General features: G+C 54.0%; 17 protein-coding genes and 1 other annotated feature. Of the genes, 6 read left to right on the forward strand and 11 right to left on the reverse strand.

The features are described from left to right. Positions 1-242: 242 nt before the first annotated feature. The 4 genes from FPZ49_RS05100 to FPZ49_RS05115 form a co-directional block, all read right to left on the reverse strand. Complete coding sequence (locus tag FPZ49_RS05100; RefSeq protein ID WP_144844179.1) at positions 243-467, reverse strand: hypothetical protein; 225 nt, start codon at positions 465-467, stop codon at positions 243-245. 194 nt (positions 468-661) lie between these two features. After that, the gene (locus FPZ49_RS05105) at positions 662-1,774 is read right to left on the reverse strand and encodes a serine hydrolase domain-containing protein (RefSeq protein WP_261381256.1); all 1,113 of its coding nucleotides are present in this window, start codon (positions 1,772-1,774) and stop codon (positions 662-664) included. Between the two features lie 6 nt (positions 1,775-1,780). Further along, on the reverse strand, positions 1,781-3,169 hold the full coding sequence (locus tag FPZ49_RS05110) for a M23 family metallopeptidase (RefSeq protein WP_144844182.1): 1,389 nt from the start codon (positions 3,167-3,169) through the stop codon (positions 1,781-1,783). Between the two features lie 48 nt (positions 3,170-3,217). Further along, a complete protein-coding gene (locus FPZ49_RS05115; protein WP_144844185.1) occupies positions 3,218-3,508 on the reverse strand; it encodes a DUF6509 family protein in 291 nt (96 codons plus the stop codon). Positions 3,509-3,762: 254 nt separating this feature from the next. Between FPZ49_RS05115 and FPZ49_RS05120 the strand changes: the two genes are divergently transcribed. Then, positions 3,763-3,978, forward strand: coding sequence for a cold-inducible protein YdjO-related protein (locus FPZ49_RS05120; RefSeq protein ID WP_144844188.1), 216 nt, complete (start codon positions 3,763-3,765; stop codon positions 3,976-3,978). A gap of 394 nt (positions 3,979-4,372) precedes the next feature. On the opposite strand, the gene tyrS is transcribed toward FPZ49_RS05120, so the two are convergent. The 3 genes from tyrS to FPZ49_RS05135 form a co-directional block, all read right to left on the reverse strand. Further along, a complete protein-coding gene (gene tyrS / locus FPZ49_RS05125; protein WP_186445646.1) occupies positions 4,373-5,632 on the reverse strand; it encodes a tyrosine--tRNA ligase in 1,260 nt (419 codons plus the stop codon). Positions 5,633-6,095: 463 nt separating this feature from the next. Further along, the gene (locus tag FPZ49_RS05130) at positions 6,096-6,347 is read right to left on the reverse strand and encodes a hypothetical protein (protein ID WP_144844193.1); all 252 of its coding nucleotides are present in this window, start codon (positions 6,345-6,347) and stop codon (positions 6,096-6,098) included. Between the two features lie 118 nt (positions 6,348-6,465). After that, entirely contained in the window at positions 6,466-8,646 is a 2,181-nt protein-coding gene (locus FPZ49_RS05135; RefSeq protein ID WP_144844196.1) for an S-layer homology domain-containing protein, read from the reverse strand. A 300-nt stretch (positions 8,647-8,946) separates the two neighbouring features. Here FPZ49_RS05135 and FPZ49_RS05140 point away from each other — a divergent pair, with 300 nt between their 5' ends. Next, the gene (locus tag FPZ49_RS05140) at positions 8,947-9,366 is read left to right on the forward strand and encodes a DUF1284 domain-containing protein (RefSeq protein WP_144844199.1); all 420 of its coding nucleotides are present in this window, start codon (positions 8,947-8,949) and stop codon (positions 9,364-9,366) included. A 19-nt stretch (positions 9,367-9,385) separates the two neighbouring features. On the opposite strand, the gene FPZ49_RS05145 is transcribed toward FPZ49_RS05140, so the two are convergent. Beyond that, positions 9,386-10,159, reverse strand: coding sequence for a DUF975 family protein (locus tag FPZ49_RS05145; RefSeq protein WP_144844202.1), 774 nt, complete (start codon positions 10,157-10,159; stop codon positions 9,386-9,388). A 34-nt stretch (positions 10,160-10,193) separates the two neighbouring features. Next, positions 10,194-10,985 (reverse strand): arylamine N-acetyltransferase family protein, encoded by a 792-nt coding sequence (locus tag FPZ49_RS05150; RefSeq protein WP_144844205.1) that lies wholly within the window; start codon positions 10,983-10,985, stop codon positions 10,194-10,196. A 234-nt stretch (positions 10,986-11,219) separates the two neighbouring features. Here FPZ49_RS05150 and FPZ49_RS05155 point away from each other — a divergent pair, with 234 nt between their 5' ends. The 4 genes from FPZ49_RS05155 (at position 11,220) to FPZ49_RS05170 (ending at position 14,478) form a co-directional block, all read left to right on the forward strand. Beyond that, a complete protein-coding gene (locus FPZ49_RS05155) occupies positions 11,220-11,507 on the forward strand; it encodes a hypothetical protein (protein ID WP_144844208.1) in 288 nt (95 codons plus the stop codon). Between the two features lie 198 nt (positions 11,508-11,705). Then, positions 11,706-11,912, forward strand: a complete 207-nt coding sequence (locus FPZ49_RS05160; RefSeq protein WP_144844211.1) for a hypothetical protein — start codon at positions 11,706-11,708, stop codon at positions 11,910-11,912. Between the two features lie 62 nt (positions 11,913-11,974). Beyond that, positions 11,975-12,198, forward strand: a binding site (T-box leader). 45 nt (positions 12,199-12,243) lie between these two features. After that, entirely contained in the window at positions 12,244-14,154 is a 1,911-nt protein-coding gene (locus tag FPZ49_RS05165) for an arginine--tRNA ligase (RefSeq protein ID WP_144844214.1), read from the forward strand. A gap of 105 nt (positions 14,155-14,259) precedes the next feature. Then, complete coding sequence (locus FPZ49_RS05170; RefSeq protein ID WP_144844217.1) at positions 14,260-14,478, forward strand: hypothetical protein; 219 nt, start codon at positions 14,260-14,262, stop codon at positions 14,476-14,478. Positions 14,479-14,535: 57 nt separating this feature from the next. On the opposite strand, the gene FPZ49_RS05175 is transcribed toward FPZ49_RS05170, so the two are convergent. Both FPZ49_RS05175 and FPZ49_RS05180 read right to left on the reverse strand, forming a co-directional pair. Next, positions 14,536-15,030, reverse strand: coding sequence for a GyrI-like domain-containing protein (locus FPZ49_RS05175; protein WP_144844220.1), 495 nt, complete (start codon positions 15,028-15,030; stop codon positions 14,536-14,538). A gap of 146 nt (positions 15,031-15,176) precedes the next feature. Next, entirely contained in the window at positions 15,177-17,465 is a 2,289-nt protein-coding gene (locus tag FPZ49_RS05180) for a WG repeat-containing protein (protein WP_144844223.1), read from the reverse strand. Between the last annotated feature and the right edge of the window lie 55 nt (positions 17,466-17,520).

Below are 17,520 nucleotides of genomic sequence, written 5' to 3' on the forward strand. Positions count from 1 at the left end.
TCCCATATCCTGTGCCTGATGATATTCGTGTTCCTCGGGTCGGAAGTTTGCCTCCAGCTTCCTTCAGATTCCACCTTGCAATGGACACCCTTGCTCTTGGCTAGTGGTTGGCAACTACAAGCCTCCACAGCGGACTTTCACCGCCTAGTTAATCGCCATGCGTGGCGCACATAAAAAAGACCTGTTCATCGCTGAACAGGTCGATCATTTTTAAGTTTGGAGAAGGGATTTGGAGCTAAGTGTTATTCCGCTGGTTCTGAGGCTTCCGACTCGCTGGCCGGTTCTTCGTCCGGAGCTTCTTCATCTTCTTCCTCTTCTTCGGCTTCGTCTACAGGTTCATCCTCTGCATCGGCTTCGGGTTCATCCGTGGCTTCTTCAACGATCTCTTCTACTTCCTCTTCAGGCGATTCGCTTGCGACAATTTCTTCTTCGACCAACAATTCGTCTTTTTCAAATTCTTCTCCCATAGCAATCCCTCCAATTTACACTTAGTTATTCTAAGTGTGATACTAATTTATGATCGCTGGAGCGCAATTAGTATCGCTGTGGGACGAGCATGCTCACTATTTTTTATGGAGGAATGAGCGCGCCAAAAAGCACGTCGACTACCGACATCGGAATCATCCGCTGTAACGGCTGCGACAGCGAATCGCCTGTGAACCTACGAATCTATCAATGCCGCGCAGATCGCATTATGGAAGAGCGCCCGTAAGCGAACGACCGATTTTTCCCTGCCTAGATGCACCCGATTCGTCAGCAGCACGACCGTCAGCCGGTGGAGCGGATCGATATAAAGACTGGTTCCGGTGAACCCGGTATGCCCGTAGCTGGTTTGGGACAAGAGATCGCCGGAGGCATCGAACTTGTCGCCCTTCAGCACCCAGCCGAGCCCCCGCTTGCCGCTGGCGAATCCCGGAGTTTGCAACGAGGTCGCAAGCTGAACGGATGCTGCGGACAGCAGTCTGCGCCCTTTGAGCTTGCCGCCGCCCAGCCATAAGGCCGCATAACGCGACAAATCGCGAGCAGTCGAGAACAGGCCGGCGTGGCCGCAGACGCCTCCCATCGCATGAGCGTTCTCATCGTGGACGATGCCCCAGCGGGGGCCGCTCTCGCTTGGATACCGCTCCGTGGCTGCGATTCGCGGCTTCAGCGCAGTCGGCGGGCAGAACCTGCTGTCGATCATCCCTAGCGGCTCAAACACCCTGCTCCTGGCTGCCTCCTCCAGCGGTTCATCAAACAGGAGCGCCGCCAGATGCCCTAGCACGATATAGCCCAAGTCACTGTAGACCACCTGGGTTTCTGGCTCGTAGTCCAGCGGTTTGCGGAGGATGGCATCCAGCATCTGCTCCTTGCTCCACCCTCGCGAATGCAGCTGAGGGATTGAAATTAATCCTGACGTATGGCTGAGTAAGTGGCGAATGGAAACGGATGCTTTGCCTTGCTCGGCGAATTCCGGAAGAAAGTGGTGGACGTGATCGTCCAGGCGCAAGCGCCCTTCTTCAAGCAGCATCAAAATGAGCGGCAGCGTGACGACGACCTTAGTCAGCGATGCGCAGTCGTAGATCGTGTCCGGCGCCGCTGGATGGGGATCCTTCTCACCGAGAACCGCTTCACCCACGGCATGCTCGAACCATGCGCCATTGCGTCCCACGGATACGACAGCCCCAGGGATTTCGCCGGTCTTCACTTCCCGTGCCACGACCTCCAGCGCCAAGCGAAGCCGGTCGGCATCCATCCCCATTTGCGAAGCGGCTTCCTCCATCTCCGTTGACATCGCTAATTAGCCCCCTTGCCGGTTCAACCATTGAAACGGCGTCGTATCGAAGAACAGATTCGGGTTCGCCGGTATATTGTTGGCCCAGAACGTAAAGTGCAGATGCGGGCCTGTGGAAAATCCGGTTGTACCCACTAAACCGATGATATCGCCCTTTTTCACCCGATCTCCCGTCTTCACACGAAGCTCCGACAGATGCGCATATTGGGAGAACAAGCCCATGCCATGATCGATATAAATCGAGTTGCCCGTCAAGTACAGACTATCCGCAAGCGCCACCACCCCGTCATTCGTCGCCTTAATCGGCGTCCCTTCCTTGGCCGCCAAATCGAGCGCCAAATGCGAGCTGTCGAACTTGCCGTTCACATACCGGGTATACCCGTACGGTGTTGTTAGAATGCCTTGGATCGGGGCGATAAACGCGGATTGGAATAGAAACTCCGGCTCCGGCTTGCTGCGCGCGGCATCGATCCGGACCTGATCGGCTTGAATGCGCTTCGTATCCTGCTTCATGGCTTCCATCTGCTGCGTCACCTGGAGATATTGGGTTTCGAACTTCTTGCTCTGAATCTTCAGTGTCTGATCGCCGATCGGATAGTTTCCGGGCTTCACCCCAAGCGAGATCGGAAGGTAGGCAAAATACCCTGCGCCAAACGGCTTCAGCGGATACGACTGTCCCTGCCAAGTCACCTCGCCCGGCTGGTCATGACGCACCAGAACCACATCCCCAGGGCTAGCCGTCGCCGGAAATAAAGTCCAATGGGCCGCCATCACCGCTTTGGCCGCATCCGCCGACGCGTAGAAGCCCGCTTCCTTCTTCACCTGCGCTTGCCGTTGCTTCGCTTCCTGCAGCGCTTGCATGACACTTGCAGTCACTTCCGCCTGCCAAGTGCGTCCGCCATCCACCGTTACCACTAAGGGACTGCCCAGCTCCGCGCCGCCCTCCAAGCTCGCCCACCCGATCCGATCCGTGAGAAATTGCCACTGCTTCACTGGGTATTCCTTGACTCCGACTTGGACCCGATAGCTTTCCTTATCCTCGCGCGTCGTTCCGCCCCACGTTTCAATGTCCGAACCTCGCTCCTCCGTAGTGGTTCCACTGGACGATGCCGCCTCCTGCCAATGTGCACCGCCGTCAGTCGTCACCAGCATGCCGTCCGCATACCGAATCCTGCCGTGATCGAAATCGGTCATCCGAAAATCTAGTAGCTCCCGAGGGGCCGGGGCCGCAACCGTTACCGCCTGTGCCTGCACTGGTGGCCGCACCACTGACGCTGCTTGCTCCTGCCGCTGTTCATAGAGGATGATACCAAGGCATACCGCGGCCAGCACCGACCCGCCGAGGATATAGCTTAACCGTTTGGCCCATCTGCGCGGCATCTGTTGCGAGTCCATCTTCCAGCCCTCCAGTAAGGGTGATTGTTTTTCTAACGTACGATTGCTTTACGCCTCAGCCACATGCTCCTGGCAGAACGCATTCACCATGGCCAGCTCCTCGTCCTCCAGCTCAAAGTCCAAGTAGCGATCCGCCTGTTTATCGAAAATCTCATATTTTACAATCCCTTGACGGCTTTCCTCCACGCCATACACTACCCGGATATACAGCCCAGTCTCCGAAAATAATTCATCGTCCTCCGGCACTTCAATATCCAGCAGCAGCTCGTAACGCTTCCCCGGGATGATCCCGAACGGGTCCTTCACCAGTTCAACGCTATACTCGGTAATATTCATTATGTACTCATCCTTTCAGCCTCTCTGTGCTTTATTATACAAAAAAATGCGAGGTATCCAAACACCTGCGCACTTGATATTTTCGTATGGCCTAACTCCGAGTGGGATAAAATAGAATCGGTTCAAGTTGGAACTGATATCGGAGAAGCCACGTTAGCAGTTCCAACAAAGTTGACAACTTGTATCGATGAAGCCTAAGATAGCAGTTCAGCAATTTTTAGAGCTACGATATCAGTTGCAACAGGGAGGTGTATCCAATGAGTGTACAACAAGACGAAGCCATCAAGCCGGAGGTAAAGCCCACCGTCATTTGGAAGTGTAAGGACGCGGAATGCAAAGCATGGGTCCGCGAGGAGTATGCGACGAACGAGTACCCGGAGTGCCCGCTCTGCAAAGGTCCGACGATTCGCAGCTTCAAGCATTTGCCCGCTGTCCCCAAAGCGAAAAAACCGCCTCGAACCAAAAAAAAATGATGCCAAGCCGGACTGTCTTTGGCAGTCTGGCGCTTCAATGAATTTCCTCCGGCGAACGGAGAAACGTCTATCATATTTTCGCTTCCGAACGATATACTTAAATTACTCTCAAAATTCGGAGGTGTCTTGGTGATGAAACTGCGTATCAGCAATCTCCATTTGAACCGAAAAAAAAGTGAACGGATTCTGCAGAGACTCTTCATAAGCGGCACGAATCCGAGGTGGGGACGTTCGCGCTGTATGCATCAAAAACCGAAAGCGATTACATAAATTCCATCCTACTCCTGAGCGATCGGCAGCCTCGATGGAATAAAGATGTACGCGCACTTCATATACATTTCAGCTGGCGTCCCGCCTCCATTGAAGCGGGTGAACGCCAGCCTTTTTTTGACTTTTATTCGAGCTCAAGCTTCGCAAATTTCCGTTTGCCGAGCTGGATAATATCGCCCTGGCTCAGCGTAACCCGCGCGTTCGGATCGGTTATTTTCTGCTCGTTCAGCTTCACCGCTCCCTGAGCGATACTGCGTCTCGCCTCTCCGTTGGAAGCCTGAAAGCCGATGGCCACGAGCAGCTTGATCAACGGAATCGTTCCGTCGTCCTGCAGTTCGCCGCGCCCCATCCTCACGGCTTGGATCGTATCCGGCAGCGCGCGTTTTTGGAACACATCGACAAAATACTGCTCCGCCGCAACTGCCGCCTCCTCCCCATGGTACATGCGGACGTAGACTCTGGCGAGATTCATTTTGGCATCGCGCGGATGCACTGTCCCTGCCGTCAGCCCCCGCTCCAGCTCCTGCAGCTCCTCCGTCGTAATCAGAGTGGTCAGCTCGTAGTATTTGAGCATCAGGTGGTCGGGGATCGACATCGTTTTGCCAAATATCTCATTCGGGGCTTCGTCAATGCCGATGTAGTTGCCCAGGCTCTTGCTCATCTTATTCGTGCCGTCGAGCCCTTCCAAGAGCGGCAGAAGCATGGCTACCTGCCCGTCTTCAGTGCCATACGAGCCTTGCAACGTGCGCCCCATCAAAATGTTGAACGTTTGATCCGTGCCGCCCAGCTCAATGTCGCTGGCCAGCTCCACCGAATCGTATCCCTGCATGAGCGGGTAAAAAAATTCATGAATATGAATCGGCTGGCCTCCCGCATACCGCTTGGCAAAATCGTCCCGCTCCAGCATGCGTGCCACCGTCAGCTTCCCCGCGAGCTGCAGCACATCGCTGAAGTTCATGCGGTTTAGCCAAGTGGAGTTAAAGAAAAATCGCGTCCGCTGAGGATCCAGCACCTTGTACAGCTGTCTCTGGTAGGTTTCGGCATTGCGCCGCACATCCTCCTCGGTCAGCTGCTTTCGCGTCTCCGATTTACCTGTCGGGTCGCCGATGCGTCCGGTAAAATCGCCGATAATCAGCTGCACCTCATGGCCCAAGTCCTGGAATTGACGCAGCTTTTGCAGCACTACCGTATGCCCGATATGGATATCCGGCGCGGACGGATCCAGGCCCAGCTTCACTTTGAGCGGCGTTCCGGTGGCGACGGAATACGCCAGCTTGCCCCTCAATGCATCCGCCGGTACAATTTGCGCTGTGCCCCGGCAGACGATGCTCATTTGACGTTCCACCTCGCGCTGCTGCTGTTCATTTAGTTCTTCCCATCGCACCATCTTTTTTACCTCCTTGTTGCAACTTTTATGGGGGTGCAATTAGACCATAAAAGTTGTCAACTGTTGGAAAATGTATTGAAATGCAAAAAAACAACCCACTCAGCCCCCGGAAAGGGACGAGAAGGTTGTCTCGCGGTACCACCCTAATTAAAGAAAGTCGCTGCAAGTCCATTTGGGTGGACTCGAGCCTTTCTTTCACTTCTTTGCATAACGGCTCCGATCGGATGCCGGGCTCAGATTGGGCTGAGCCTGCTCAGGACTGTACTTCGGGCGAAATGCCTGCACCGGTTCGCACCACCCACCGGCTCTCTGTTTGTGCACATCGGCATTTCCCTTACTGCGGCTTCAAGATCAAGGAGCTTGAGCCATGTCCATCATCGCTTGGTCGATATAAATTTAAAGATGATTAAACCATAGTCTTAATTATCTGTCAATTCCCAAAAAAAGCTCAGGCGCCGCGTCACCAAGCTGACTGTGCACGAAACATGGCGGCATAAGCGCCCTCGGCATGCAATAGGCTGTCGTGCGTGCCTTCTTCGGCAATCGCTCCGTCCTGCAGCACCACGATGCGATCCGCGAACCGCGCCCAGCCCAGCGCCACCGCCAGCACGATCAACGGGCGCCGTTCCAGCTGAAACAAGATCCTCGCCGCCCCAATGAAACCTTTGAAATAGCTGACGATCGTCCATCCTCCTCCCAACACACATCTCATTTGCCTCATCCAACCTCCCCCAAACGAAAAACCCCCAGCGCTGCCATTGGCATACACCGGGGTGTAAACCAATCGCAACGGCTGAGGGCGGATGATTCGCCGAGCCTATACTTTTGCCTTATGGAATATAAATCGTAGTTACCGTAGAACCGCTGAGCGTCAAGACCACTTGCTGGTTCGCCACCAGTTTCGACACATCTCCATAAATCGTTACGCTGCTCGAAACGCTGTAGGAAGCCAGCTGAGTACCGCCGCCCGAGATCACTTGATTGAGGTTGATCGTGGCGATTTTGCCTTGGTTGTTCAGCGCGAGGCTGCTGATGGTGCCGGAAACCGTGCCGTTTTGGTTCGTGTTTGTGCTCGTCACTTCAATGAAAATCACGCTGCCATTGTAGGAGCGAATGTTAAGCACGTCTCCCGGTTGCAGCGAAGCAAGGTTAGACTGTGCACCGTAGCGGAAAACAAACGCATTGGCATTCAGCGTCAGCGTCTGCACCTGATTGCCGCTCAAGATCGACAAGGTGTTGCTGTTCGTCGTGGAGAGGAAGCTGCCACTCGTTTGCGTAATCGCTGGAAGCGGAGAACCGCCGCCACCGGCCAGCTGCGTTACTTCACCGTAGAGCACCGCATTGTTGTAATAATGCAGCGTAACCACATCGCCGACCTGCAGCGCAGCTGCTCCGGTCTGTACGCCGCCACGGTAGATGAACGCGTTCGGGTTCAGCGTCAAGCTGACATTTTGGCTGCCGTTGTTGATTACTACAGTGTTGCCATTGGCCAGCGACGCTACGGTCCCTGTAATATCGCCAGTCGCTGTGGTAGGCGTGGTAGCCATTTGCGTAACCTCAGCCACGGCGACGGTGTTGTTATACGCATATACCGTCATCACATCGCCGACCTGGAGGGACGATGCGCTTACTTGAACGCCACCGCGGTAAATAAAGGCGTTGCTGTTCAGCGACAAGCTGACCAGCTGTCCACCGGATGTCAATGTCATCGCACCGCCGCTGATCGGAGTAGTTAACGTGCCCGTTACTTGTCGGCTAAACGTAGGCTGTGTTCCCGTGGTGCCAGCCGGCTGCGTTACCTCTACATAAACGATCGCGTTGTTGTACGCACGAGTGCTGATCACATCGCCCACTTGCAATGCGGAAGCGTTAATTTGACCGCCGTTGCGGTAAATGAGTGCGTTCGAAGCGAGCGGCAGGCTGAGCGATTGACCATTGCTGCTGATTGCCAGCGTACTGCTTGTCACTGGGGAGATTAATACACCCGTGTTCACAGTGGACGGCAGTGTAGGCGTTGGATTGGTCGGATACGTAGGCGTACCGTTGTAGGACGTCACTTCAGCATACAGAACCTCATTGTTGTAAGTACGGAGCTTCACGACATCGCCGGTTTGCAATGCCGTTGGGCTTACTCGGGCCCCTCCCCGGAATACAAAGACATCTGGATCGAGCGCATAGCTGATCGTTTGTCCGCCTTGGCTAACCGTCAGCGTATTGTTCACCACCGGGCCTGTAACGGTACCTGTGATCAAGAAATCACTGCTGTTGCCCAGCTGATCCCCAGCTCGGTCTAACAACGCTGCGATTTGAGCGCGAGTCACCGGTTGATTCGGCCGGAACGTATTGTCCTCGAAGCCGTTGATCAGCCCTTTTTGCGTGGCAACGGCGACGTAGCCTACAGCACCGGCAGGGATTTTACTGCTATCCGCGAACGTAAGCTTGGCGTTCATTTGTGCTTCGGCCTCGTTTTGCAGCTTGAGCGCCTTCACCAGGAGCGTCGTCGCCCACAGGCGGTCGGCCGGTGTGTTCGGGTTGACCATGGTCTCGGATTCACCGAACAGATCGTTTTTCAGTGCAATGGAGACATAGCCAACCGCCCAAGAAGGCACTTGATTGGCATCTTTAAAATTTAACTGCGTTTGCATTTCCGTAGTGGATTCCGCTTGGTCCCGGAGTCCCATGAGACGTACGGCTGCCGTGATCGCTTCGATCCGGGTGACGGTGTTCTGCGGACGGAACGAGCCGTCGGAGTACCCTTCAAAAATACGTCTGGAAGCGAGGTCAGCGATATACCGCAATGCCCATTCCATATCTTTGCTCTGTATATCCCGGTAGTTAAACTGAATCTTCTGGCCATGCCAGCCGTTATTTCCGTTTTTGCCATTGTTGCTGTGCGACTCTTTTCGGTCATCGTTCCGGTCGTTGTCCTTGGCGAACGCGCTTGTGCCAGCACCCAGCATCATAGCTAAGGCGAGACTGGATACCAATACTTTTTTGGGCAAATGTTTCATGCGGAAACTCCCCCTACACGAGTATGAATTATTAAGATGAATAACTGCTAACTATAAACAATAAATACATTCGCGGCCAGACCAAAATTTGGGGGGGAGGAAAAAAAATAAAAAAATAGCCCGTCCGCCAACCGGCAGTCAGACTATGGCGCAGCTTGTCCACCTTTGTCCTATTATCTGAAGTCCCGTCTATACAGTCCAAGCGGTGAAGCTGTTCCAGCTGCTCTTCGAGCCTTATTTTTGCTTCCAAAACGGCTCACCTTCCGTTATGATGATGAAAAAAAGGAGGCTTCGCGAACGATGGAGATTCGATTGCGCGGACATCATTTACTGTGCCTGCTCGGCTTTCGGGGCATGGGCTATTCGGCCGCTTTTTCAGCGAATATGACGCGGGTGTACAACGAACTGCGCGAGTCGCCGGAAACGACGATTGCCTTGGTCCAAGGCCCGGACGATTTATGTACCTGTTTCCCCGCGGATGGGCAGTATCACTGCGAGAACCGATCGGTTGCGAAGCATGACGAAGAGGTGATCCGGCGGCTCGGCTTGGAGACGGGCACGCGAGTGCCGTGGTCGACGGTGCTGGAGAGAGTCCGTGCGGCGATCGCACCGGAGGATATCAACGTGCTTTGTGTGACGTGTCAGTGGCGCTCCTACGGTGTGTGTGAGGCCGGGGTTCGCACCATCCGGCAAGGAGAAGGGCTTCCCCCTCTCCCCTAGCCTTCCAGCCAAGCAAGCCTTATTCAAACAGCTCCGGCAAGTTCAGCTCCGCCCTGCTGCATATTCCTTCCTGCAGGGCCTGCTGGCGAAGCACCAAATACAGCTCGGCTTTTGTCGAATACACGTACGGCAGGACAAACAAAATTCCGATCCCAAGCGCTAACGCACCTAGTAAGTACCAGCCGATGAAGGACAGATCCAGCACAAACATCCGCCACTTATGACCACGCGTCATCCGGTTGCTCAGCTCAACGGCGCGCTTTGTTCCAATCCCGGGATTTTCCGCCAAAATGAAGGGTACCATGCTGTATGCGTAATATTTGACGTACCCTGGGATAATGAGCAGCAGGAACCACAAGAAGTTCAGAAAGTCCTTCCAAATCATTCCCTTGACGACTGCTTTGTAATGTCCTCGGGCGAAGCCGTGCCCCAAATGGTTCATGTTCACGTCTTCCTGAGCGGCCTGCTTGAAATACTGCTGACCTCCCACCGCCAGCGGACTGAGCACAAAAATGCGAAAGGCCACCACCGCCAGAGCAACCACAATCCCCACGAAGATAGCCACAGCCGCAATAGCGATCATTGCCGGACCCCAATCCCCGCTCCATTCGTGCCCGAGCCCAGGCGTAGAGATCGTAGCTCCGCTGTGCTGCCTCCCATTGCTTGAATTCAAGGCACAGCTCGGAAGCCCCTCGCCTGTAATCGCAAGCAGCAGGCTCACCAGAAACGCCTTCCAATACGAGGTGCTTAGCACCGACTTGGCTCTTGCTTTTAGTTCCGCACGCGTCCACATCTTGAATGATAATCCCCTTTTTCACTTGAAAATGTCACTTTTCTTCCAACCGTATGCCAAAATATTGCCGTAAAGCCTCATGAAACGCTTCTTTCGACTCCGGCGTGAAAGCTTGCACCCCCGCGGGAGAGAAGATCCGGACTTCATCTCCGGCGATCGAGTTGCGGCCTTCCGCCGTACGAATCGCTACCATAGGTCTACGCGTAAAAATCGAATCGGTTGCATTCTCGCACCAATAAGTAGCCATGATATAATCCTTCGGCAGCTGCGGCTCCTCGGTGAACGAATAGATTCGGCTCCATTCGCCGTGCTTCAGCTCACACAGCAGCCAGCCGAAATACGGATCGCGCTCCATCCGGTAGCGTTCCTCCCCTTGCTGGACCTCCTCCAGCTCCACCAGCGGAATCGGGCGGCGTGGAACAATGCCTCCCACCCCTACATCACAAAGGTAGCTCCCTCCCTCTGCTTCCACCTTCAGCACCTGATGGCGGCGCTTCGGAGGCGTATTCTGCTCATCTCGCCAAAATCTGGCCATATAATCCGTGACCGAGTAACCCAGCTCGCGCAGCAGCCACCCGAACAAGGCGTTCAGCTCAAAGCAGTAGCCTCCACGGCGCCTGGTGACGATTTTATTGAGAAGGTCCGGGATCTCCAGCGACAGCGGGATGCGCTCCAGAATGTCCAAATTCTCATAAGGGACGGAGTGAAGATGGCGTTCCTGCAAATCGGCTAGCAAGCGGGCGCTGCCATCGAGCGGGCCGGCGTATCCGATCCGGTCGAGATACGCGCGTACTTCAGGCTTGACTTGAACGGTGCTGCTGTCCATTATGCTATCGACTCCTTTTTCGCTCATACGTGATTTCACTATTTCAAGTTTATTCGTGACTCCACTCCTTTTTCCCTCCCGTTGGCAGAGACTTTAATGCGTCCGTATTAGGCACCTGCCCTCTCGAATCTATAATTGATTGCGCTTACTTCTAAAAATGAGTACGGTGTCCTAATGCACTTTGGCACGCCGATTCATATGATATAGTACAAAACCTCCAAGGGGGTGAGATAAATGACTTTCACGCTTACGGGTTGGATGCTTTACTCGATGCTGATCATGCTTGGCCTTATGGGACTTGATATGCTGTTCAGCTTGTTCAAATCCCTTAAATCCGGATCTTTCTCCTTCAGCTTTATGCTTGGCTACCTGCAAGATATGCTCTTTTACTTCTTCCCAATGTTCCTGATCTCTAACATGATGTCCCTTGATCCGACAGGTTGGTTCATGATGATTTTCTACTACCTCGGTGCACTAGGAGTTGCTCTCAAATATTTGTCCGATTTGAAAAATAAAATGTAATCGAATTCGAAGTCGCCTCCTGGAGTTCACCATCCGAGCTCAGGGGGCGATTTTTTATGTTGTTTTTCGTCTATTAATAGAAGCCCGGTTGTCCCATCTAAAAGCGGTATTAATTTATACCTTAAGCCTACATAAATTTTTACTGAAGACTAGACTTACCTCATTAACAAAATCCCATCAGATTGCGAGTGATGCAAAATGGCGGTGAAGGTTTGTGCCAATTGTAATGAGAAAGTCGATGAGAACGCTTTTATTTGTAAATTTTGCGGGGCTGTCCATCGTGGAACAGGTGAAGAGCTGGCGGTAACGGCAAACGAAAAGCATTCCAGAAAGGGCGAAATTTCGTTTATCGTCGCATTAATTGTGCTTGTGATCCTAGCCATCGTGCTCATGATCAAGCAATAGCGGGCCTCTATCCGTCTTGACATTGCAGCCTTGTCAGGTATAATAATTAGAAAATTGCAATAATTGGATCGATGATTGGGACAGTAATTTTTGGCAAAAGTCGCAGCGAGCCGGGACAGTGCAAGCCGGTACGGAGTCAAGAATGAAGCGGACCCAGGAGATGGCCTTCCGAATTTGCCATTGGCATTGTAGGGAGTCCCGGTGAAAGCCGTTAACCTTACGAGTGGTTAAACTTCGGTTTAACAACAAGAGTGGTACCGCGAATGCATAAGCCTTCGTCTCTTTTTTAAGGAGACGGGGGCTTTTTTATTTTTTCAGAGGAGGAATTCCAATGTTAAGTCAATGGTTAGTAAAGCATATTCAAAATGCGGTACAAAGCTTGCTGGACGAGCTCGGTGCTGCGGAGGCCCCCGCCTTGAAAGTCCGCGTGGAGCAGCCGGCCCTTATGGCGCATGGCGATTATTCCGCCAGTATTGCTATGCAGCTGGCTAAGGTGCTTCGTAAACCGCCGCAGATGATTGCCGGGCAGCTGATGGCGAAGCTGGAGGAAAATGAAGCGGTCAAGCAGCTCGTTCTGCGGATGGAGGTCGCTCCTCCGGGCTACATCAATTTGTTTATCGACTGGACTCGCTGGGCACAGGGGGCGTTTGACGCCGATGCTGCTGATGATGCTGATGCTGGACAAGCGTCTACTCGCGCCAAGGTCGTAATCGAGCATACCTCCATCAACCCGAACAAATCGGCCCATATCGGGCATTTAAGAAACTCCTGCATTGGTGACGCCTTGGTACGCATAATGAAGCGCACCGGTTATTCCGTCGAGGTCCACAATTACATTGACGACTTGGGCAATCAATTGGCGGATACGGTGGTCGGGATGCTGCATAATCCGATACAGGAGACGCATATGCGCTTTGGTGATTTTTGCTGGGATGTTTATGCGGCGATCAATCGGGCCTACGAGTCGGAGCCGAAGCTGGTAGAGCATCGGACTGAAGTACTGCATGCGCTGGAGGAAGGACATTCGAATCTTGCGTGGATGGGCACGCTGGTTGCCGAGCGGATTGTGCGGGAGCATGTGGAGGAAATGAAGCAGTTCGGCATCGACTATGATTTGCTTGTCTGGGAGAGCAACATTGTCCGCGAGGGCTTCTGGGCGTCAGCTTTTGAGTTGCTGCGTCAGACTCCCCTGTTCACCCTGGAAACCGAGGGAAAATTGGCCGGCTGCTGGGTGCTGAAGCAGCGTATGGAACCGCAGGAGCCGGGCACCGATTCGGAGGAAGCTCCAGCTGAGCATAGTGCAGATAAGGTGCTGGTCCGTTCCAATGGCATTTTAACGTATACGGCCAAGGATATCGCATACCACCTTTGGAAATTCGGACTGCTGGACAAAGACTTTCTCTACGCTCCGTTCAGCGATGGAATATGGACCTCGAAGGCGCAGGGGACGAGGCAGGCTTTCGGCCGCGCCGATGTCGTCATCAACGTCATCGACTATCGGCAGCAGTACCCGCAAGCGATGGTGAAGCAGGCGCTGGAGGCGCTGGGCTTTGAGAAGCAAGCGGAGCAGCTGCGCCATGTGAGCTACGGCGTCGTCTCGCTAAGTCCGGCCGCCGCCCGTGAGCTCGGGATCGATACCTCCGACGGCAAGGCGTCGTACGCGATGTCCGGCCGTCAAGGGATCGGCATCAAGGTTTCGCAATTGCTCGACCTGATGGAGGGTGTCATTGAACAGAAGCGTTCGGATAAAAGCGGGCTGTCCAGCCGCAGCATAGCTGCCGCCGCGATCCGTTACTACCTGCTGCGCTTCAACTTGCAGACTGAAGTGGTGTTCGATCTGCAGCAGGCCACGGAAATTTCCGGCAATACAGGGGTCTATTTGCTCTATGCTTATGCCCGAACGGTCAGTCTGCTGCAAAAGGCGGAGCGCGAGCTGGGCCTGGTTCCGGCTATTCCAGAGCAGCTGCCTGCGATGGAAGCGCCCGAATATGCGCTGCTGAGGCATATCGCCAATTGGCCGGATGTGCTGGATGCCGCCGCGCAAGACCTGGCTCCTAGCGTCATTTGCAGCTATGCTTATGAGCTGGCTACGCTGTTTAGCAATTTTTATGCCGCCTGCCCAATCCTGAAGGCCGAGGATGAGACGAAGCAAGCGTTCCGGATCTGGCTTTCTGCTAAGATGAATGCTGCGCTTGGCGACGCGCTTCAGGTGCTGGGGCTGCCTACGCCACAGCGGATGTAGCTTCGATATTGGCTTTGGCTTTGCGCGCCAAGGCATGATAAAATGACGGAATGTCGGTTGTCGACAATTAGCATACGCTACTTTCATAGGCAGGAGATACGACGAATGGCTTTGAACCGCAGGCTGGTAACCGATCAAGACTTTCAAGAAGCGATGGACCGACAGCTCAGTGTACGGGTCTTTCAAGATGATCATATCGTCGATTCCGGCGGGATCATCATCCGCTTTACCGATGACCTCATTGTCGTGCAATCGAGGGTCAGCGACGTTGCGTATCATCAGCGGAACGCATGCGAATTTTTCGAGATGAAAAAGCAGCGATAACATGAAGCAGCTCCCCATATTCCGGGTCGATCGTCCGGTGCTGGGGAGCTGCTTCGTTTATTTGAACAAGGCGACGAATACGTCGATTTCGTTGTTCGCCTGCTCCGGCTTGTACCGCTCGTCCCATATCTCGAAGTCAAAACCATCCGGACAGCGCTCGCTCTGCTGCATCCATGGGCCGTACAACAGGTCATAGGTGCGTCCGAGCTCGGATTCGAGTCCGCTATGCGTCATCTTTACATACTGCTTCTCGGGGAGCGTTCGGGCAGACATCCCCTCCGGCGGCGTTGTCCCCTCCGGCACCACGTACCCGATGACCTGCGTAAAAGCATCCACGTGCGGGTTGAAGCCTTTCTTCTTCGGGTACACCTGGATCAAGTAGACGTGATCGTTCAAGCGAGACGGAAGCTCGCCGGTGCGATCTTGCAGCGTACGATGGGCGCTTTTGCCCAGCTGCTGCTCGATGATTTCGTTCAGGTTCGCTTCATAGCTAATGCCAACGACAGTGAAGGAAGGCAGCGTTACGACCATAGGTTGAATAGTGGCAGACATGAGGATTCCTCCTAAAAGTATGGATGATTGACGAAACAGCAAAGGCCGCCGGTTAGGCAGCCTTGACTTTATGAACAGTACCAATTTTGGAAAGTCCACCCATATTTTATTTTAACGCGACATGCAGCACCCTGTAAATTAAAACCTCACCCATGAAACGATTTCCAGAATCCCCCATCGACGGCGATCATATTCATAATTTCAGTAAACGGAATCGTAAACGTCGGGAAGCCTGCGGCATACGGCGCAATATCATACGGGGCAAAATAAAGATGCAGCGCATGCTCCGTCACATAAAACGGCTGATCCGGCTTAATCCCCTTATAGGTATCCGGAAAAACGTAGGAATACTGCGGATCCGTCTTAATTTGCTTGCCCACAATCTCGCTGAGCACCGCCACATAATTGCTGCCAGGCTTAAACAAGTCCTTCAGCTCATAAAAGCGGCCGTCCACCAAATCCACATGCGCGTATACCTTGCTAGGCATCCCATGCGCAGCGCCAAACGGGAAATTGTAGCCGGTCATCTGCAGGACGAGCAGCTCCTTTTTAAAAAAGCTCACCTCAAAATCGCCGTTGTAGCTATAGCTGAGCTGCACATTGCCCGGAATCGGTTTGACCTGGGACAGCTCTTTGAGCCTCGAGTTGACTCTTTGCTGCGCCGCCAGATCCCGCATCCCCTCCACCTGCGGAAAATAAACCAAATAATCCTTGTTCGGCTTATATTTATCTTCCTTCACGCGATACTGGGCATTCAGCGGAATGACCGTGTTCTGCTGCCAGACGATGGCGCCGTTGCGGGTCAAATAGGACTGCCGCATATCGACATTGGCTTGAATGAGCGAATCCTGCAGAGTTAGCGTGCCGTTGCCGTTCACTCGCGGATACCCTGGGGCCGGCTGGCCGCTGAGGTCGATGAAAAACGTCTGCCGCTGGTCGCTGGCGGAAGCGAGCCCTTTTTTATATTCGGAGACGTCGTGATATTTAAAATCAGTCAGCAGCTTCCCGTCCAAATCCGCGATAGCAAACATGGAGCCCATCCACGGCTGCTCTTCATTGATCGCTTTGCCGATCGCTAGCCGCTTCTCTCCGAGCTGCCGGATGTCGTTGTACTCCGGCTTCACAATGGTTTTGCCCAGCGCGTCAATGACGCCATATTGGGCTTTAAAGCCGTCGGACGTATTCACCACGGCCCGCCCCTCTTGAAATGGCAGCGCGAACACATAGGCCGGCTGAATCACGATTTTGCCCTGTTCATCGATGTAGCCGTACTTGCCGTTAGGCTCCTGCTGGAAGGACAGCCTACCGTCACTTAGCGGGCCAACGCTCGCATAGGGATACGAAGCCAGCCGCTGGCCGTCTGGTCCGATGAGCGCATAGTCGCGATCTTTGATTTTGACGACCGCCTTCTCGTGGTTGAAGTCAGCTGCCTCCTCAAACTGTGCCGGGATGACCTCTCTGCCCTGCGCGTCCAGATAGCCGTATAGGCTCTTGCCACCCGTACCCTGGACATTGAACATCGCCCGGCCATCATGCATGGACGAAATGTAGCTGTAGGCCTTCCTTGTCACGATGCGCCCCGCTTCATCCATCAGCTTAAAGCCCTCATGATCCGACACGACCGCACGGCCTTCCGAGAACGGATTGATCGACTCATAGATCGGCTGCACAGCGTACCGCCCGGCGGAATTGATCAGCCCGTTACGACCATGAGCAACAACTACGGCCAGCCCATTCTCTTGAAAATCAAACGCATACTCGTACTGCGGGTGAATCGTCAGCATCCCTTTATTGTTGATATAGCCCCACTCCACACCGTTCGTCGTTTTGACCGAAGCAGGGAATGCCTCAACGACACGGTGTGCCAGCGGCGAGAACAGCGGATGCACCGCACCGGCTGATCTAAAGCTCCCGTCCCGCCACTGCAGCACCTCCACGCGGTACGTCCCCGGTGACTCCTGCCTCCACAGCGCCAGCTCCGCCTGACTTTCGTCGCCTCTCCGTTCCGTTGCATGCATCACCTCGAGGTAGCTGAACGGCATCAGCTCCTCGGGCGCAACATCTCGAAAGCCTTCCATCGTCAGATCGTAGACCGACAGCCTGGAGCTCAGAGAGCCCTGCTGCCAGCCCGCGATGAGGCTGCTTCGACCGCCGGTGACCACCGGAGCCGCTGTCAATACATGGATATTAACGCTATCAGGAGGCGCCTCCCCATCGAACACGGGTGCCCAGCCGTACCCATGATACTTCAGCACAAAAAACCGCAGATTCTCTCCTAAACGATACACTGCGGACAGCTCCTGCACGCCGTCACCATCCAAATCCGCCGCACAAATCGCCGCATACTCCCGATTCGATTGATGAAGCGGCTCCAGCTGCCCCCCATACGGTAAATGCGCTAAGATTAGCTGGACAATTTGCTCTTCGTTCGCCATAGCTCATTCCCACCCCTAACAAAAAAATGACCGCCGTCCCCGCCGGCAGTCGCAG

The organism is Paenibacillus cremeus, assembly GCF_007786445.1.
In the GTDB taxonomy this organism is placed as follows: Bacteria; Bacillota; Bacilli; order Paenibacillales; family NBRC-103111; genus Paenibacillus_G; species Paenibacillus_G cremeus.